This is a genomic window from Ethanoligenens sp. (assembly GCF_047718355.1).
Classification (GTDB): Bacteria; Bacillota; Clostridia; order Oscillospirales; family Ethanoligenentaceae; genus Ethanoligenens.
Window position 1 is genome coordinate 1 of sequence record NZ_JBDNLG010000014.1, and the last position, 17,752, is coordinate 17,752.

Annotated in this window: 15 protein-coding genes and 3 tRNA genes; 3 read left to right on the forward strand and 15 right to left on the reverse strand. The window is 53.0% G+C overall.

From position 1 onward, the window contains the following. Positions 1–7 precede the first annotated feature (7 nt). From ABF463_RS03650 to guaB, 4 genes are all read right to left on the reverse strand, one after another. A tRNA-Val gene (locus ABF463_RS03650) sits at positions 8–84 on the reverse strand. A 38-nt stretch (positions 85–122) separates the two neighbouring features. Next, positions 123–197, reverse strand: a tRNA-Glu gene (locus tag ABF463_RS03655). A gap of 69 nt (positions 198–266) precedes the next feature. Beyond that, positions 267–343, reverse strand: a tRNA-Met gene (locus ABF463_RS03660). Positions 344–482: 139 nt separating this feature from the next. Then, entirely contained in the window at positions 483–1,955 is a 1,473-nt protein-coding gene (guaB, locus tag ABF463_RS03665) for an IMP dehydrogenase (RefSeq protein ID WP_415532194.1), read from the reverse strand. Between the two features lie 422 nt (positions 1,956–2,377). On the opposite strand from guaB, the gene spoVAC reads away from it, so the two are divergent. From spoVAC to spoVAE, 3 genes are all read left to right on the forward strand, one after another. Next, entirely contained in the window at positions 2,378–2,821 is a 444-nt protein-coding gene (spoVAC, locus tag ABF463_RS03670; protein ID WP_415532195.1) for a stage V sporulation protein AC, read from the forward strand. A 96-nt stretch (positions 2,822–2,917) separates the two neighbouring features. Continuing rightward, a complete protein-coding gene (gene spoVAD, locus ABF463_RS03675) occupies positions 2,918–3,931 on the forward strand; it encodes a stage V sporulation protein AD (protein ID WP_415532196.1) in 1,014 nt (337 codons plus the stop codon). A 13-nt stretch (positions 3,932–3,944) separates the two neighbouring features. Next, positions 3,945–4,301, forward strand: coding sequence for a stage V sporulation protein AE (gene spoVAE / locus ABF463_RS03680; RefSeq protein WP_415532197.1), 357 nt, complete (start codon positions 3,945–3,947; stop codon positions 4,299–4,301). Positions 4,302–4,400: 99 nt separating this feature from the next. On the opposite strand, the gene ABF463_RS03685 is transcribed toward spoVAE, so the two are convergent. From ABF463_RS03685 to mreC, 11 genes are all read right to left on the reverse strand, one after another. Beyond that, on the reverse strand, positions 4,401–5,837 hold the full coding sequence (locus ABF463_RS03685) for a DUF4340 domain-containing protein (RefSeq protein WP_415532198.1): 1,437 nt from the start codon (positions 5,835–5,837) through the stop codon (positions 4,401–4,403). Then, positions 5,834–7,351, reverse strand: coding sequence for a Gldg family protein (locus ABF463_RS03690; protein ID WP_415532199.1), 1,518 nt, complete (start codon positions 7,349–7,351; stop codon positions 5,834–5,836). The genes ABF463_RS03685 and ABF463_RS03690 overlap by 4 nt, the downstream gene beginning before the upstream one ends. 15 nt (positions 7,352–7,366) lie before the next feature. Beyond that, positions 7,367–8,071, reverse strand: a complete 705-nt coding sequence (locus ABF463_RS03695; RefSeq protein ID WP_415532200.1) for an ABC transporter permease subunit — start codon at positions 8,069–8,071, stop codon at positions 7,367–7,369. Continuing rightward, positions 8,068–9,084 carry an ABC transporter ATP-binding protein gene (locus ABF463_RS03700; protein WP_415532201.1) on the reverse strand — a complete coding sequence of 339 codons (1,017 nt, stop codon included), beginning with the start codon at positions 9,082–9,084 and terminating at the stop codon, positions 8,068–8,070. Before ABF463_RS03700 ends, ABF463_RS03695 begins: the two co-directional genes overlap by 4 nt. A gap of 96 nt (positions 9,085–9,180) precedes the next feature. After that, positions 9,181–10,965, reverse strand: coding sequence for an aspartate--tRNA ligase (aspS, locus tag ABF463_RS03705; RefSeq protein ID WP_415532202.1), 1,785 nt, complete (start codon positions 10,963–10,965; stop codon positions 9,181–9,183). Positions 10,966–10,968: 3 nt separating this feature from the next. Next, entirely contained in the window at positions 10,969–12,258 is a 1,290-nt protein-coding gene (gene hisS / locus ABF463_RS03710) for a histidine--tRNA ligase (RefSeq protein ID WP_415532203.1), read from the reverse strand. Between the two features lie 177 nt (positions 12,259–12,435). Further along, positions 12,436–12,843: a methylglyoxal synthase gene (mgsA, locus tag ABF463_RS03715; protein ID WP_415532204.1), complete on the reverse strand. Its 408-nt coding sequence runs from the start codon at positions 12,841–12,843 to the stop codon at positions 12,436–12,438. 82 nt (positions 12,844–12,925) lie between these two features. Continuing rightward, on the reverse strand, positions 12,926–13,669 hold the full coding sequence (gene minD / locus ABF463_RS03720) for a septum site-determining protein MinD (protein ID WP_415532205.1): 744 nt from the start codon (positions 13,667–13,669) through the stop codon (positions 12,926–12,928). Between the two features lie 250 nt (positions 13,670–13,919). Continuing rightward, positions 13,920–16,091: a penicillin-binding transpeptidase domain-containing protein gene (locus ABF463_RS03725; RefSeq protein ID WP_415532206.1), complete on the reverse strand. Its 2,172-nt coding sequence runs from the start codon at positions 16,089–16,091 to the stop codon at positions 13,920–13,922. A gap of 100 nt (positions 16,092–16,191) precedes the next feature. Further along, on the reverse strand, positions 16,192–16,704 hold the full coding sequence (mreD, locus tag ABF463_RS03730; protein ID WP_415532207.1) for a rod shape-determining protein MreD: 513 nt from the start codon (positions 16,702–16,704) through the stop codon (positions 16,192–16,194). Between the two features lie 40 nt (positions 16,705–16,744). Then, the gene (gene mreC, locus ABF463_RS03735) at positions 16,745–17,617 is read right to left on the reverse strand and encodes a rod shape-determining protein MreC (RefSeq protein WP_415532208.1); all 873 of its coding nucleotides are present in this window, start codon (positions 17,615–17,617) and stop codon (positions 16,745–16,747) included. Positions 17,618–17,752: the final 135 nt, after the last annotated feature.

Below are 17,752 nucleotides of genomic sequence, written 5' to 3' on the forward strand. Positions count from 1 at the left end.
GGATTCATGGTGGACACATCGGGACTCGAACCCAAGACCTCTTGCGTGTGAAGCAAGCGCTCTAACCTGCTGAGCTATGCGTCCCAATAGAAGCGGGTGGAATAACCACGCCGCTGTTTGTATGGTGACCCGGAGGGGAATCGAACCCCTGTTACAGCCGTGAAAGGGCCGTGTCTTAGCCGCTTGACCACCGGGCCGACTATATAATGACGTGCATGGGAAACAAGTTTGCATCACGTGGCATATCCGGATAACCGAATGCTCACTGGTAGCGGCAGTTGGAGTCGAACCAACGACACTGCGGGTATGAACCGCATGCTCTAGCCAACTGAGCTATGCCGCCATGTAAAAGCGTGTCATTTCGACACGCTGTTTTCTCCGAGGGACGATGTATATTATATCATATCCCTCTAGAGCCTGTCAACATTTTTCTCATAAATATTGATGCAAAGCAAACACGTCTATATAGAGTCAAAATCCATTCAAGGATTAAGCGAATAGTTTGGTGCCTCTTTTGTGATATAGATATCATGTGGATGGCTTTCTTTCAAGCCTGCCCCAGTAATGCGGACAAACTGGCCCTTTTCCTGCAGTTCCGGGATGGTGTGGCAGCCGCAGTAACCCATACCAGACTTCACCCCACCAATCATTTGGAAGACGGTATCAGCAACCGGCCCTTTGTAAGGAACACGGCCCTCTACACCCTCTGGCACCAGTTTTTTCGCATTTTCCTGAAAATAACGGTCTCTGCTGCCAGAATTCATCGCGCCAAGGCTGCCCATGCCTCGATATACTTTAAAACTGCGCCCCTGATAAATTTCGCTTTCCCCAGGAGATTCCTCGCAGCCGGCAAACAGCGAACCCATCATGACCGACTCAGCTCCTGCCGCAAGCGCTTTAACCACATCGCCCGAGTACTTCACACCGCCGTCCGCAATGACCGGCACACCGTATTTCGCCGCCGCGCAGGCACAATCATAGATAGCAGTGATTTGGGGAACCCCGATGCCCGAAACGATACGGGTGGTACAGATGGAACCGGGACCAATACCGACTTTTACAGCATCTGCGCCCGCCTCAATCAATTCTTCAGCCGCACGCGCGGTAGCAATATTGCCTGCAATGACCTGCACATCCGGGAAATGCTGCTTCACTTTTTTCAGACAATCCAGAATATTGGCTGAATGCCCGTGCGCACTGTCGAGCACCAACACATCGGCCTGCGCTTTCACCAGTGCCTGCGCACGGTCCAGCACGTCTGCGGTCACACCGATCGCCGCACCACAAAGCAGCCGACCTTTATCGTCACGTGCCGAAGCAGGATATTGCACCGATTTTTCGATATCTTTGATCGTAATCAGGCCCTTGAGTTTTCCCTGATCGTCTACAATGAGCAGTTTTTCGATTTTGTGTTTCATCAAAATCAGTTTCGCCTGTTCCAGCGTGGTGCCCACAGGTGCCGTAACCAGATGTTCCTTGGTCATAACGTCGCTGACCTTGGTATCAAAATCCGTAATAAAACGCATATCGCGGTTGGTAATAATCCCCACCAGTTTGCCGTCCTCGCAAATCGGCACACCTGAAATGCGATATTTGCCCATAAGAGCATCGGCATCACGAACCAAGTGATGCGGGGAAAGATAAAATGGATTCGCAATAACCCCGTTTTCACTGCGCTTTACCTTGTCCACTTCTTCAGCCTGTTGCTCAATGGACATATTCTTATGGATAATGCCGATACCACCCTCACGTGCAATGGCGATTGCCATCTTGCACTCTGTCACCGTGTCCATGGCTGCCGTCATGATTGGGACGTTCAGGCGTATTTTTTTAGTAAGACGCGTGTGGACATCCACATTGCGCGGAACCACATCGGATTTGGCCGGAATCAGCAAAACGTCATCAAAAGTCAAGCCCTCTTTTAAAAACTTTTCACCGGTGTTTGTATTGAGCACCTGTGCACAACCCCTTTCGCAACTGTTCTCTGTAAAATCAATGATTCCCGTAAAAATCCCGATTGATTCCAACGGATGGTATAAAAAAACATCCGGATACGTTTTGCAGGTCAAAACGATCACTGGACGCCCTTGTTGCATTCCTGACAGAATGCAAGCAAATATCTCTTCTACGGATTTTTAATGATTATTTTTTATTCTATCACATCGAAATACGCTTGACAACCATAATTTTTAAAAATGCAATTTTTAATGCAAAACATGGTTAAAAGTACGTGTGAATGCAACCGAACGGTGCTGCGATTTCCAAATGATACAAAAAATGTAGCGCATAGGCATCTATACGGATGGTAAAAATAACGTTGTGCAAATAATGAAGAGCTTTTACCGTCTTCTGGGAAAACGCAGAAAGGAGTTGCTTTATGGCAGTCACAAAAAAGCAATATGCACAAATGACCAACACCCAATCGCCAAACTCGCCAATTGTAAAGAATTGCATTTGGGCTTTTTTAAGCGGCGGGGCGATTTGCACGGTCGGGCAGATTATGACCAACATCTATCAACATTTTGGTTTAAAAGAATTGGATGCTTCCAATGCGACAACCATCACACTGATTTTTTTGGGCGCATTTTTAACGGGGCTACATGTATACGACAAACTGGCAAAATACGCGGGAGCCGGTACCCTTGTCCCAATCACAGGGTTTGCCAATGCGGTCGTCTCCCCCGCTCTGGAGTTCAAAAGCGAGGGATTCGTTTTGGGACTGGGTGCAAAGATGTTCACAATTGTCGGCCCCGTACTGGTTTATGGCATTACGGCGTCTATTTTATATGGATTTGTTTTATGGATTTTTAAACTGTTTTAAAGGTACACAGCGAACCATATGGCCAGCGCAGTCCTCAGGCCGGCTATTCGCATTTTCTAAAGCAAAACATCCATCAGACAAAAAGGAGGGGAGCGTATGGCCACAAGAGTTGGACGGTATACGATTCGGTTGGATCATCCGCCGTCAGTCATGGGTTATGCATCCATTGTCGGCAAAAAGGAAGGCGAAGGTCCACTAGCAGATGAATTCGACCAGATTGAAGAGGATACCTCTTTTGGGGAAAAAACATGGGAAAAGGCGGAAAGCCGGATGCAGAGTGACACGCTAAACAAGGCGCTGCGCAAAGCCAACATCACCCCGGGCACGGTGGATATCATTTTCGCGGGCGACTTGCTCAATCAATGTATCAGCACCAGCTACGGGCTGCGTGAATCCGGCATCCCGTTTGCGGGGTTGTATGGCGCGTGTTCCACCATGTCGGAATCATTGGCAATGGCATCTGTGTTTGTGGAAGGCGGCTTTGCCAATGTAGCGGCAGCGCTCACATCGTCGCATTTCTGCTCGGCGGAGCGGCAATACCGTCTGCCACTGGAATATGGGGGTCAGCGGTCACCCACCGCACAATGGACAGTCACCGGTTCAGGTGCCGTTATTCTAAATAAAGAAGGCGACGGACCCTATATCCGAGAGCTGACATTTGGCCGCATAGTTGATCTGGGCATTAAGGACCTGAGCAATATGGGGGCGGCAATGGCGCCTGCGGCAGCGGACACTTTGCAGCACTATTTTGACGATACCGGCATCTCACCGGACAGTTTCGATCTCATTGTTTCCGGAGATCTTGGCATTGTGGGCAGCAATCTGCTGCGCCAACTGTTGCAAAAAGAGGGCGTCACGCTGGGCGCAAATTATAACGACTGCGGCTTAATTATCTACGACCGGGACAAACAGGATGTGCACGCCGGTGGTTCCGGTTGCGGCTGTGCGGCATCGGTGCTTTGCTCCCACATTTTAAACAATATGAAAAGCGGCAATTTGCACGAGGTGCTTTTTATGGCTACGGGCGTGCTGATGAGTCCGACCAGTGTGCAGCAAGGACAGTCCATCCCGTCGGTGGCACATGCCGTGCATTTGTCCACCAGCCGTTGAACGGGAGGAGCATATGGAATATTTACGGGCGTTTTTAGTTGGCGGCATTCTTTGCATTATTGGACAAATCCTGATCGACAAAACAAAAATGACACCTGCGCGCATTCTGGTCACCTTTGTGACAGCAGGCGTAGTCCTCACCGCATTGGGGCTGTACCGGCCGCTGGTGAAATTCGGTGGGGCAGGTGCGACTGTACCCTTGACCGGTTTTGGGTATGCGCTGGCGAATGGGGTGCACGAAGCTGTACGGCAAAAAGGATTTCTGGGCGTGTTCACCGGAGGCGTCATTGCCACGGCGGGCGGCATTGCGGCGGCTATCTTCTTCGGTTACCTTGTTGCACTGATCTTTAAACCCGGCGACAAATCATAAATGGGTATGTTTATGATTTGTCGTAAAAATGCTTATCGTATAAAAAGGCCTCGCACTTTTATCCAGTGCGAGACCTTTTTATACGATGTAAAACACAGCTTACGACGGTGCCGCAACCGTTTTGCCCGCTTCCAAATTTTGTGCAAGCGTCAGCAAGGGGGTAATCTGCGAATTATACACATACAAAGCACCTACCCCGTTGATTTGCACAAACGCTTTGTCACTGCCAATCGGCAGAAATGCAATGGTTTGCTGCGGTGTGTTGTCATTATAGGTGGCAGTGATGGTCATGGACGGTGAAACACCGGACGGTTTATCGGCGCCACCGCGTGTGGTGACAGCCAGCAGCGTCTGGTAATAATTGCGGAAATTACTGGTATCCAATTTTTTGCCGCCCGACGTCACCACCAGCTTGTCACCGGAACCCGAGAACGTAAAGGCGTGCGTCTCGCTGCCGGATTGGACAGTCAGCGTTTTGAGCGAGTCAATATCAGACGTGAAGATCGACGTGGTCAACACATCCGAAAGCTGATAATTATAGAAAACAGCCGCAGACGAGGTATCCACTTGATAGATAGCCTTTTTACCGCTAATGGTCATGTAAACCGTATTGCTGCTCGCATCGGCATTGCCGAACGAAAGCGTTGTATCCTGCCCATCGACCGTATAGGTAAGAGTATAGGCTGGATTTTGAAGACCATATTTGGCAAGTGTGTCTGCCGACACGTCCACGCTGGCCACACTGGTGGCGCTTAAGCTCTGTAAAGCGGTGGTGATCTTGCCAAGGTTGGTGCTATTGGCATCATAAGCAAATGGCTGTGAAACCGCATATGTGTAAGTCGCGCTGCTCGCGGCGGCAGAACTCGTGCCTGAGGAAGATGTTTGCTGTTTTACTGCAACGGTAAACGGTGTGGTGCGTGCCGTGCCGCCAAATTTATACGCACTCAGGTTGGCGGATGCGCTCATTGACGACACCGTCGTGCTGGCATATTGCAATGCCGATTGCGAAAAGTCGTCGTTCATCATGGTGGAACTGATATAAACATCGTTCGTATCAGGCTTCAAAACATACACGCCATTGCCTGACGGAGCCTTGTTTCCAAGCTTCACAGTGGTGGTCTTCCCATCAGATGTGTGGATGTCCACCGTAGCAACTGGTGAGGCAAGGCCATAGGCAGCGAGGTCAGACGCATTTTTCGCAATAAGTGCGGTAGCTTTCAGCCCCAGCACATCATTGACTTTAGTCTGGATTGCCGCTTGGTTGGACGGAGCATCTTTCAATGCGTCCACGGTGTACGTGCCGCCGGACAAGGTGATCGTATAACCGCCTGCCGCGTTCAACACATGCAGCGACTGTAATGTGCCGCTTTTGATGGAAAGCAAGCTGATGGAACTCGCGGTGGAGGATGTGTCGGAGGACGCAGAAGAGGAAGCATTCTTTTTCGCACCCGACAGCGTGTTAATCAAAAGGACACTGCCGCCGAGCACCGCCACCACGCAGGCAGCGATCACGATGTTGCGTGCCTGACGGTTCATTGGTGACGCCTCCTAAGCCAGATAACAAGACCGGTGACCAGCACGGCAATGGGCAACAGGATGGCAAAGATCACCACGATGGCCACAGCCTGACCGGACGTAATGGTGAGCGCCTGCGAGGTGAGGTCTTTTGCCTCCACAGTGATGCCGGGGTTAAAGCCGATGACATTGCTGAGCGTGTTCAGCAAAATCGTAGAGTTGGTCAGACTGGATTGCGCAATGACCGACGAGTTGAAGAAATTGGTGGAACCGAGCACCAACACATTCGACTTGACCGATTCGGAACCCGAAGTCGCCGTCTTGGTTGCCACGGCAAACACATTGAACGGGCCTGCCTTATCGCTGTCGGCCGGCTGGAAACTTGAAGCAGTTGAACTGTTGACGGTGCCGGGATTCCACAGTTTAGACGTGCTTTCGGTAGCCACAATGGACGCGGTGGTTACACCGTCCTGACTGTTAAACAGCAGACTGAGCGGGCGGCAAACGCTCAGATAAGCGTGCAGGCCGCTTTGCAGCGTACCCACATAGGTGCTGTTGGTTTGTCCCTCCAGCACGTTAAAGTAGCTGTCCTGATACCGGTTGGTCGTATCATAGACCACGCCGGTGCCGACGCCGATGCCCCATTTTGCCGCAAAACTTTCGAGATTGGGCATGGATGCCTGCTGCGGATCGAAGACAAGAAATACGGTTTTGCCATACTTGCCGCCGTTGGTCAGGAACGTATCGAGCTTGGTAATCTCGTCTGCCGTGAAATCGGCTGTGGGTGCGTTGATGATGATCATCTTCGCGTTTTGATCCACGCCATCGGTCGACAGATTTTTGGTTTCGATCTGATAATTGTTTTTCTGCATCAGGGATGTCAGCGAAGAACTGTCCGTTTCATTATGACCGGAGGAGACCATCACGGTAGGCAGCGATTTGGCAGTCACATAAGCGATGGCTGTGTCGATCTGCTGCTCGGTGTTGTTGCCTGTCACCGTGGAGGAACCGGTTGTGCTGTCGCTTGATGTGGTAAGCAAATCCGACGACGCAATGTGCTTATAATTGCTGCCGCTGGAAACAATGATATCCGCAGCGCTGAGCGTTTCTTTCGGATATTTGGCAGCGTAGGTCGGACTTTTATCCAGATTGATAAAATTGATGTGGATATGGGAATTATGCTGCGCGTACTGCTGCATGATAAGCAAGCAGGAATTATAATTCGGCGCATTGGTATAGGCAGATTGATCCGCAAGGATGTCTATATTGATATCCTGGTTGATTTTCTGGATGTAACTGATGGATTTGGCGGAAAGCTGGTTCTTGTGGTTGGCAGTCATATCCGCACTGAGCGGGAACCGGGCGCTGAGTGCCGTGACCAGCACATTGACGAGAATGACGGCCACGATGAAAATGATGGTGAAAGCTGTGGCCGCGCTGCCATAACGGAAGCTGCGCTGATGCACAAATGCCGGTGCTTTCCATTTTTTTGATGTCTTTGGGGTCTGTTCATTCTTTTGTTCTTGTTTGGCCATTTCTCTGTACCCTCCTTACGCCCATCTTCTTTTTTCAAGCAGCCGGACGGTCAGAAACAGGAAAAGAGCCGCCACGCTGATATAAAAAACGGTATCGCCAAGGTTAAAAACACCCAGCGAAAAATTCTTGAACCGTGAAAAGATCGAGATATTCGTCACAATGGCCGACACAACCGCATTGTTGACCGCTGAGGAAATGATGTCGATTAAATACAGGATGAGCATGATAAAGAAACTGACCACAGCGGAAACCACTTGATTTTCAGTCAGGCTGGAGATAAACAGGCCGATCGAGATGAGCGCCGCACCGAGCAGAATGATACCGATAAAACTGCCCACCGTCGCCCAAAAATCTACTCTTCCAAGCCCAGCCAGCACCAGTGCGTAAATGACCACAATGCCGATTCCCGCGCCAAAGATGGTAAGCGCGGCGAGAAATTTGCCGAACACGATATCGAACAGCCGCACCGGCGCGGTGAGCAGCAGCTGATCCGTCTTTTGCCGACGTTCCTCACTGAGCAAGCGCATGGTCAGGATGGGGATTAGGATGGCCCAAACGAGCAGCAATGCGGAAAACAGCCCGCCGAGATTGGTGGTGCTGCCCGCCAGATTGACCGAAAATAAAAAGAACCCGGAAAGCGCGTAAAACACGGCAAGGAACACATAGCCAGACGCCGTGGTGAAATAGGTATGCAGCTCGCGTTTAAAAATCGCACTCATGCGTTGTCATCCTCCCCTTGCTGTTCAGGCGCCGTTTCCTCTGCCGTATTGTCTGCGGCAGTCCTCTTCGCCGGCAGCACGGTGCTGTCGGTGGTCAGCCGCAGGAAGATGTCTTCCAGCGTCAGTTCACCGGTATCGAGCGCGAGCAGCGGCCACTCTTTAGCTGAAAGAACGGAAAACAGCGCGCGCCGGATATCCTGCCCCGCGTCACATTCGATCTGCCAGTCAAGGCTGTCCGCTTCATGCTCGCCCAGAGAAACGCATTTGCGCACGCCCGTCAGTTCGGAGAGTGCATCGCGCACCTCGTTTTCCGGTCCCGCGATGCGTGCAATCAGCCTGTGGTCGGTGGAGATTTGGCTGGAGAGATTGGCGGTGGTATCGTCTGCAACGATGCGTCCTTCATTGATAATGACGATACGCTCGCACACGCTCTGCACTTCGGGCAGGATGTGAGAACTGAGAATGACCGTGTGCTTCCGGCTGAGATGTTTGATCAGTGTGCGGATCTCAATAATCTGTTTGGGGTCAAGTCCCACAGTGGGTTCATCGAGAATCAGCACATCGGGATTTCCGATGAGCGCCTGCGCGATGCCCACACGCTGTTTATATCCTTTGGAGAGGTTACGGATGAGCCGCCCCCGCACGTTCTGGATACGCACCAATCCGCAGATCTCCGCAAGATGCGCCTCCCGCCCCAGCTTACACTGCTTGAGCCCGAAAACGAACGTTAAGTATTCATCTACAGTCATATCGGGGTAAAGCGGCGGCTGTTCCGGCAGATAGCCGATGTTCTTCTTGGCTTTGAGTGGTTGTTCCAGTACGTCCACACCGTCGATCTTCACCGTACCCTCATTAGAAGAAAGGTAACCGGTGAGAATGTTCATCGTGGTGGATTTGCCTGCCCCATTGGGACCAAGGAAGCCGAGAATCTCACCGTCCTTGACATCGAAGCTGATGTCACGCACGGCATATTTTTCACCATACCGCTTGGTGAGGTGGCTGACTTCAATCATTGGAAAGATCCCTCCCGATTTTTGTTCCGGTACTGCCCTGCCCGGGCCCATACTTTTTATATTATCATAGACCAATCAGTAAAATGTGAATAGTCTTTAAATATCTTTTGCCGGAGAAACAGAAAGGTGCAGCTCACGCAGCTGCTTTTCCTCCACCGCATCGGGGCTGCCCGCCATCAACTCGGAGGCATTCTGCACTTTTGGAAATGCAATGACCTGCTTGATAGAATCACAGCCGAGCATAAGCATAGCCAACCGGTCAAGGCCATAGGCCATTCCGCCGTGCGGCGGCGCACCGTACCGGAATGCTTCGGTAAGAAAGCCAAACCGCTGTTTGACCACATCGTCCGAAAGGCCAAGCGCCCGGAACATCCGTTTCTGCAAATCCGGGTCGTTGATGCGGATGGAGCCGCCGCCCACTTCCACGCCGTTGAGCACCATGTCATAGGCACGGGCGTAACAGGCGCCGGGGTCGGTCTCCAGCTTGGCAAGGCTCTCCTCCGCCGGGGCGGTGAACGGGTGATGCATTGCCATATACCGTCCCTCCTCCTCGCTGTACTCGAACAGCGGGAAATCGGTCACCCACAGAAAAGCGAAGGTGTCTTTGGGAATCAGGTCGAATTTGACGGCAAGGTGCAGACGCAGCGCACCGAGTGCCGTGCAGGCCACCGTGGAGTTGGTATCCGCCACAATCAGTACCGCGTCGCCGGGTTTTGCGCCTGCCGCCGCCGAGATGGCAACCAGCATGTCTTCTGAAACGAATTTGGCAAAGGATGCGTTCATTGTATCGCCCAACTTGAGCCATGCCAGCCCCTTGGCGCCATAATCCTTGACGAATGCTGCAAGCTTATCAAGCTCCTTGCGGGACAAGCTGTCCGCACCGCCATCCACCGTGATGGCACGCACGCTGCCGCCCTGCAGCGCACCCTCAAACACGCCGAAGCCGCAGCCTTTCACGGTTTCAGATAGGTCGTGGAGCTCCATGCCGAAGCGCACATCCGGCTTGTCGCTGCCAAAACGCGCCATTGCTTCATCATAGGGCATCCGTTGGAATGGTGTGGGCACCTCTTTGCCAAGCACCTCTTGGAACACCTGCCGGACATACCCCTCATTGATGGTCATAATATCATCCTCGTCCACGAACGACATTTCCAAATCAATTTGGGTAAATTCAGGCTGACGGTCAGCGCGCAGGTCTTCATCGCGGAAGCAGCGCGCAATCTGCATGTAGCGGTCAAAGCCCGACAACATCAGAATCTGCTTATAGAGCTGCGGCGACTGCGGCAGGGCATAAAATTTGCCTGCGTGCAGACGGCTGGGCACCAGATAGTCACGCGCGCCCTCCGGTGTGCTTTTGATGAGGTTGGGCGTTTCAATCTCAATAAATCCGTTGCGGTCGAAATAATCGTGTGCGGACTTGACAATGCGGTGGCGCATTAACAGGTTCCGCTGCATCTCCGCCCGCCTCAGATCCAGATACCGATAGCGCAGCTGCATCTCCTCTTTGACCGCGCCGCCGTCCGCCACTTCAAACGGCGGGGTGTCGGCCTTGGCAAGAATACGCAGTTCCGATACCGCCACTTCAATCTTACCGGTTGGCAGCTTGTCGTTGGGCGTTTCGCGCAGGCGAATAGTCCCCTTGGCAGCCAGCACATATTCATTGCGCACCGTCTGCGCCTTTTCCAGAACAGCACGGGCGGTCTGGTCGCCAAACGCCAGCTGCAAGATGCCGCTGCGGTCGCGCAAATCAATAAAAAGCAATGCGCCGAGGTCGCGTCGTTTGGCGGCCCAGCCGCAGACAACGACTTCTCTCCCCACATCGTTTTCCGTAAATGCCGCGCAATAATCCGTTCGTTTCAGTCCCTGCATGGTATCCGCCATGGGTCAGCCTTCTTCCTGTTTAGTTTGCGCCGTGGCCGCGCACACGGCAGTGCGGAATGCGTCCGGCGTGAGCGGCACGACCTGCGCACCGTCCCCCCGCATGGACTTGAGTGTCGCTTCGTCTTTTTCCAACTCCGCATCCCCAATGACAACGGAATAGGCAAAGCCCTGCTTGTCCGCATATTTCATCTGTGCCTTAACGCTGCGGGCGACCAGATCAGTCTCGACGGCAATGCCTGCCTCCCGCAGCGTACGGGTGAGCGCCGCCGCTTTCAGGGATGCCTGCGCCCCCAGCGGCGCAATGTAGACCAGCCCTCTTGGTGCGGACGGAAACGTGCAGCCTTGCGCTTCCATTAGGATAAGCAGCCGCTCCAGTCCCATACCAAAGCCCAGTCCCGGCAGTGACGGTCCCCCGAGCTGGGAAACCAATCCGTCGTACCGCCCGCCGCCGCAGACTGTCAGCCCTTGTGCTTCATCCACGAACTCGAAGACTGTGCGGGTATAATAATCCAGCCCGCGCACCGTGCGCGGATTGATGACAAACGCTTGCCCCGCATCGTCAAGCCGTGCCTTGACCTCCTCGAAATGCGCTTTACAGTCCTCGCAGAGATAGTCAAGCACCAGCGGCGCGTCTTTGGCAATCTCTTTGCAGGCCGGCACCTTGCAGTCCAAGATACGCATGGGGTTGCGCTCCAGACGGCCCTTGCAATCCTCACAAAGTTCGGATTCGCGTGCCTTAAAATAGTCCCGCAAGGCGGCGTGGTATTGTTTGCGGCATTCCGGACAGCCGATCGAGTTCAGTTCCAACCGCAGGCCGGTGACGCCCAGCGTTTTCAGGATGGAACCTGCCAGTTCGATCAGTTCCACATCCGCCGCCGCGCCTGCCGCGCCAAACAACTCCGCGCCAAATTGATGAAATTCCCGTAATCTGCCTGCCTGTGGACGTTCGCCTCGAAAACAGGAGATCAGATAAAACAATTTCAGCGGCAGCGGTCCGCCCGCCATACCGTTTTGCAGCAGAGCGCGCACAGTGGAAGCCGTGCCCTCCGGGCGCAAGGTGATACTGCGTCCGCCGCGGTCCTCAAATGTATACATTTCCTTTTGCACCACGTCTGTGGTGTCTCCCACACCGCGCGCAAACAGTTCCGTATATTCAAAGGTAGGGAAACGGATTTCCTCAAACCCGAACCGGGCGGCAACGCTGCGGGCCGTCTGCTCTACATGCCGCCATTTGTAAGTTTGATCCGGCGTCACATCGAGTGTGCCGCGCGGCGCGTGCAAAAGATTAGCCATCGTGTTCTCCTTTTATCCGGTTTGTGTGCAATGGGCAGCCTGCAAGAGGCACATTTGTGGGATATCAACAAAGCAAGACGAGCCGGATTGCCGCGTTTCTGCATTGAACAGAACAACGCCCCGTCCCGGGAGCGTTCCCGAGCGGGGCTGGGCACAACGCCCGCCTTGCAGATCATGCTATTTACTTTTGGGGTTCACAATATCGCGCCAGTCAAAATCACCCCGGTCGAGCGCACGCACCAATACTTCCGCAGTGGCGATATTGGTGGCCAACGGGATGTTATGCACGTCGCAGAGACGCAGCATACTCATTTCTTTCGGTTCGGTGGGTTTGGGTGTGAGCGGGTCGCGGAAAAAGAGCAGCAGGTCTATTTCGTTGCAGGCGATGCGGGCAGAAATCTGCTGGTCGCCGCCTTGACTGCCGCCTAAAAAGCGCTGTATGTCAAGGCCGGTCGCATCCGCAACCAGTTTGCCGGTGGTACCGGTCGCGCAAATGGTGTGCCGGCTGAGAATGCCGCAATAAGCGATGCAGAACTGCACCATCAGTTCCTTTTTAGCGTCATGTGCGATTAGGGCAATGTTCATAGTGCAAACCTCCATGTGTTTGTACGTGCCGGGAATGGAAGGGCGGTTGGGCCGATTGTCCGGCTTGCAAAGGGTTCGTGGTTCAGATATCCATCAGCGGGACATCTTCGCCACACAGTCGGCGCGCAATGTTGCAGTACGCTTCTGCGGCGCCGCCGCGCGTATGCAGCGTCTGTACCACAGGTTTTCCGTCATAGGCAGCTAAGGAAATCTGTCTGTCTTCCGGCACGATGCCGATAAGCTGCACAGACGCCGCGTCGATGATAACATCCAAGCCGCCATCCAGCTTTTTGCGCAGGATGTTGGGCTGCACGCGGTTGATGACTAAGCGGATATCATCCACATGCCGTGAAAGGACATGCCCTGCCATACGATCCGCGTCGCGAATGCAGACGGGGTCGGGGGTGACGACCAGAATGGCCTGATCGGCCGCTGCTGCCGCAGCGCGCGCCCATTTGCCCATACCCGCCGGAGAATCCAGAAAGATGAAGTCGAAGCACTGCCTGAGCTGCTTGCACAATTCAGACAATGCTTCCGCAGAGTCACATTCGTCCTCCACAACCGGCGCGGGCAGCAGGGAGAGCCGCCCCCATGGCGTTTTGACGATGGCCTTCGCCGGTTCACACCGCCCGCTTAGGATATCGGCGAGATCATAAACCACCCGATCGGATATGCCCAGCATGATATCCAGCGCGCGAAGACCTGCATCGGTGTCAATCAGCAACACTCTATTTTTAAGAAGGGAAAGCGCCATGCCGCAATTAACCGCAAGGGTCGATTTACCGGTTCCGCCTTTTCCCGATGTGACCGCTATCACCTTACCCATTGTTTCTACCTATACCGTATCATATTTCAACCAGGCCCCTCGGCCTGCAGGTGTTGACAAACGAAACCATTTATCATTCTATCACAGGCAGGGCGTTTAGTCAAAGAAATGTGGATTAAAAAAACGCGGTGCAGCCGCGTAAGCTCATGCATTTATACAAAGCGGACAGCATTCGGTTTCTGCGCCGGCTGGCTTTGCAAAATCCGTTATCCGCAGCTTGAAAAAAACCTTGCAAGTCCCGCAGCCAATATCACGGTAGCAGGGAGCCGGCTGCCGCTGGAAGCGGGGAAGACACACTTGGCAGCGCATCCGTCGTGAACTGCTGGTCACCCACAAAATAATAGTTGTAGGCGCTGCGGGCGACCGGTGCGGTTTGGAATCCGTTATGGCCTTTTTCCACCACCACGGCCACGGCGATTTCCGGGTTGTCGAACGGCGCGAAGCTGATGAACACACCGTTATAATTCTGCCTGTTATTGGTCTGCGCTGTACCGGTTTTGCCTCCCAATTTGACGGGAAAGTTCTGGAACACACTCGATGCCGTACCGTCGTTCCCCTCAGTCACGCGTAGCATTCCCTGCTTGACGATCTGGATGACAGAATCCGTAATCTTGAAGTCCGAGTTGACGAGTTGGGGCTGGTTGTCAACAATGGTCTGCAGATTATCATAAGATTTCACACTTTTTACAATATGCGCCTTGTAATAGGTGCCACCGTTTGCGATAGCGCCCACGTATTGTGCCAGCTGGAGGGGCGTGTACAGGTTGTTGAGCTGCCCAATTCCAGACTGTGCGGCGTCAGCGGGATACCAAATTCCACCGCGGGCTTTGGTATCGGCGGGACCGGAAATCTCGCCGGACAGTTCACCGGGTAGCTCGACGCCGGATTTTTGGCCAAGCCCAAGTGCTTTGGCGGCGCTTTCGAGCTTAGCCAATTGTCCGGACATATACAGGCGGTCTGCCACTGTATAAAAAAAGTAGTTACTGGAAGCTGCAAGTGCTGTGACAACGTTTTTACTGGAGTTGGTTGTATCGTCATAAAAATGGGCGCCGTATTTAGTCCACCATGTCTGTGTATAGACAGTTTCGGTAGGTGTAATCACCCCGGACATCAATCCGGCAATAGCTGTCACGGGTTTATAGGTAGAACCTGGCCGATAGGTACCCTGAATCGTGCGGTTGAGGAGCGGATGGCTGCTGTCCTGACTCAGCGCGGCATAATTCTGCGTGTATTGTGTGCGTGTATACGTCGGGTAGCTGGCCATGGCAAGGATCTCGCCGGTTTTTACGTTCAGCACCACCGCAGCACCCGCATCGGCATCCGCGCCATTGAGTGTACTGCCACCGGAGGCGGCACGCACCTGGTTGATGACGACCGGAAGTTCATCCTGCACAATCTGCTGCAAGTTGGCGTCAATCGTAAGCACCACGTTGTCGCCGGGTTTGGCCGCTGTCGCCGTCTCGGTGCCAACGATTTCTTTGGCTTTGTTGATTAAAACATTCTGCGTACCATTGGTGCCCCGCAGATATTGCTCCATTTTACTCTCTACGCCGCCGCTGCCGATCATATCATCCATGGAATACCCTTTGTTTTTCAAGCTGGCCGAAGGGTCCTGCGTATTATTCCACTGATCAGACGAGATCGGGCTGACCGTGCCGATAATGAACGGCGCGAACGTATCGCTTGTGTAGCTGCGGGTGTATTGCTGGGTAATGAGGACACCTGGGATATTGCCGCCGTTTTCCGACAGTCGGTTGACCGTGTTAAGGCTCACATTTTTGGCAAACGTGTATGTATAGGTGTATGAAAAACCCGCTGATTCCATCTGATAGCGCACCCCAACGATCGTACGGATCTGTGCGGGTGTGTAATTGCCGGCAATCTTGTAGCGTTTGATCAGCCGGGCCATAATTTCAGGAGCAGTCGCTTTTTCATCCGCATCAAACTTCGCCTTTTGTTTTTCGTTCAGCGTCACTTTATTCAGCTTGGTGGATGTGGGGATGTTGTCTACCGTCTGCTCTAAAAATTTGCGCAGAGTTTTGATCTGGGCATCACTGTTGGCGGTAAAAGCCCACGGTTCTGCCTGACCAATGGGCAGTGTATCCAACCACGCCTCTCCGTCCTGTGCCAAAATGTCCGTAATCTTCAGGATGTTCTGGTTCTGGTTGGCAGAGGGCCATGCCGCTTTTTGCAAAGTGACAGAGTATCCCACCGTATTGGTAGCCAGCACACGTCCATAACGATCCAAAACCTCTCCGCGCGGCGCGGCAATTTCCGTACTTTGAATCGTGGTCTTTTCCGACTGCGTGCGAAAGGACGCCCCATCGGTGATCTGATACCGCATCAGGCGGAAGACAAAACCGGCAAGGATGACGATAATCAGGCCGTATAGCACATACAGACGCGCGTTGCGGATATTCATGCAAAACTCCATTCTGCCGCTTCGTATCGGCGTTCATTCCTGATAGCAAACATCCTGCCTCTGCCCTGTGGGTACAAGGGATGAAGGGTCGCTAAACAAATTACTCTGTCAAGCGAAGATTCAGATACTTTGCCCAAAAATAAAATGGAATGACGAAAGCAAACGAGTAGATTGCCGTAGGCAGAATCACACTGACAAGTGCATAAACAAAATCCTGCCCACCCGTCATGTAGTCCAAAAAAAACCACGAAATCAGTTCCATCAAAAATTCAAAACCAAATCCAAACAGCAACGCGGAGAACAAGGACGCGTGAAAAATCTCGCTGACCAGCAATGCAGCCAAGATGCCAATTGCCATCAGAAAAAAGCCGTGGAACCCAAAGGGCGCCCCGCCAGAGATATCCCAGAGCAATCCCGCCAACACACCAAACACACCGCCGGGTCCCGTGCCTTCCCGCATAGCCACCACAATGACCAGCGGAATAAGCAAAACGGGGCGAATATTGGAAATGGTAGGAAACAAATGCGGCGTGGTCTGGAGTGCCGCCACGACCAGCAATGTGAGCGCATATGCCAGCCATTTCCATGTATTTTTCCGGTAGAAGATGTGCATGGTGTCCGCCTCCTTGCCTATAGAATTGCGAAACGACCCGTCATTTTGATGCAGACGGCGTATTGGACGTATCAGTGCTTTTTCCCGTAAAATCAGTGACGACAGTCACATCCTTGACAGTTGTCGGGTCTGCAAGCGGTTTGCAGACAGCATACAGAGTAATGCCCGCATTCTGTGTTTTGACCTGCTGCACCAGACCGACTTTCAAGTTCGCGGGGAACACGCCCGCGCGACCGGCCGTGACGATGATATTCCCGGTGGCCACAGCGCTGTCTTTTGGCAGATAATCAATGGCCAGCAGGCCTTTCGCAGCCAGATTGCGGTCTCCATGTGCCAACCCCAAATCCCCACTCTCACTGACCACGATGCTGACTTTGACGGTAGGGTCAAGGATGGTGGTAACAACAGACGTCGTGGCCATTACCTCGGTGGTCTCGCCTACCAAACCATCCGGTGTGACCACCGGTTCATATGGTTTAATGCCATCCACCAACCCCTTGTCAATGGTAAAGGCGGAGTACCATTGGCCTGGATCACGGGAGATGACACGTGCGGGCAACAGCTTGAGATCGGGGTGCTCTTTGGAAATACTGTACATTTTCTGATACTGGGCATTCTCCTGCTGCATTTGATTATAATTGACCAATTGGGAACGCAGGTCGCTCAGCTGTTTTTTCAGCGCCGTATTTTCAGTGCGCAACTGTCCAGCGGTAGCAATGCTGGAAAACGCGTTGTAAAAGAAATCCGAAACCGTAGAAGACAGTTGCTGTATTGGCGAAACAACAACGCTGAAAACACTGGCTGTGGCGGTGGATGTGCCCCCGCCCAATGCCGAACGCAGCATCAATCCAACAAGAACCAGTGCGACGGCCGCAAAAATTTTGAATTGCAGGCTCCTGAAAAAATCGCGCATGGAACCCTCCTGTAAATCTGTACGCGCAGGACACTGAAAGACCTGCCTGCGCAGACGGCGCTCATGTGCTGCCCACATCGTGACAGCACCATGCTCTGCGGTATCCAGCATATCAAAAGTTTATGAACAATATGT

Excerpts from the sequence above, each read along its gene's own strand:
- ABF463_RS03700 (WP_415532201.1), bottom strand. The coding sequence starts at position 9,084 with ATGATTGAAGTCAGCCACCTCACCAAGCGGTATGGTGAAAAATATGCC.
- ABF463_RS03725 (WP_415532206.1), bottom strand. The coding sequence starts at position 16,091 with ATGAATATCCGCAACGCGCGTCTGTATGTGCTATACGGCCTGATTATC.
- mgsA (WP_415532204.1), bottom strand. The coding sequence starts at position 12,843 with ATGAACATTGCCCTAATCGCACATGACGCTAAAAAGGAACTGATGGTG.
- ABF463_RS03695 (WP_415532200.1), bottom strand. The coding sequence starts at position 8,071 with ATGAGTGCGATTTTTAAACGCGAGCTGCATACCTATTTCACCACGGCG.
- hisS (WP_415532203.1), bottom strand. The coding sequence starts at position 12,258 with ATGGCTAATCTTTTGCACGCGCCGCGCGGCACACTCGATGTGACGCCG.
- spoVAD (WP_415532196.1), top strand. The coding sequence starts at position 2,918 with ATGGCCACAAGAGTTGGACGGTATACGATTCGGTTGGATCATCCGCCG.
- spoVAC (WP_415532195.1), top strand. The coding sequence starts at position 2,378 with ATGGCAGTCACAAAAAAGCAATATGCACAAATGACCAACACCCAATCG.
- mreD (WP_415532207.1), bottom strand. The coding sequence starts at position 16,704 with ATGCACATCTTCTACCGGAAAAATACATGGAAATGGCTGGCATATGCG.
- mreC (WP_415532208.1), bottom strand. The coding sequence starts at position 17,617 with ATGCGCGATTTTTTCAGGAGCCTGCAATTCAAAATTTTTGCGGCCGTC.
- spoVAE (WP_415532197.1), top strand. The coding sequence starts at position 3,945 with ATGGAATATTTACGGGCGTTTTTAGTTGGCGGCATTCTTTGCATTATT.
- ABF463_RS03685 (WP_415532198.1), bottom strand. The coding sequence starts at position 5,837 with ATGAACCGTCAGGCACGCAACATCGTGATCGCTGCCTGCGTGGTGGCG.
- aspS (WP_415532202.1), bottom strand. The coding sequence starts at position 10,965 with ATGGCGGATACCATGCAGGGACTGAAACGAACGGATTATTGCGCGGCA.
- ABF463_RS03690 (WP_415532199.1), bottom strand. The coding sequence starts at position 7,351 with ATGGCCAAACAAGAACAAAAGAATGAACAGACCCCAAAGACATCAAAA.
- minD (WP_415532205.1), bottom strand. The coding sequence starts at position 13,669 with ATGGGTAAGGTGATAGCGGTCACATCGGGAAAAGGCGGAACCGGTAAA.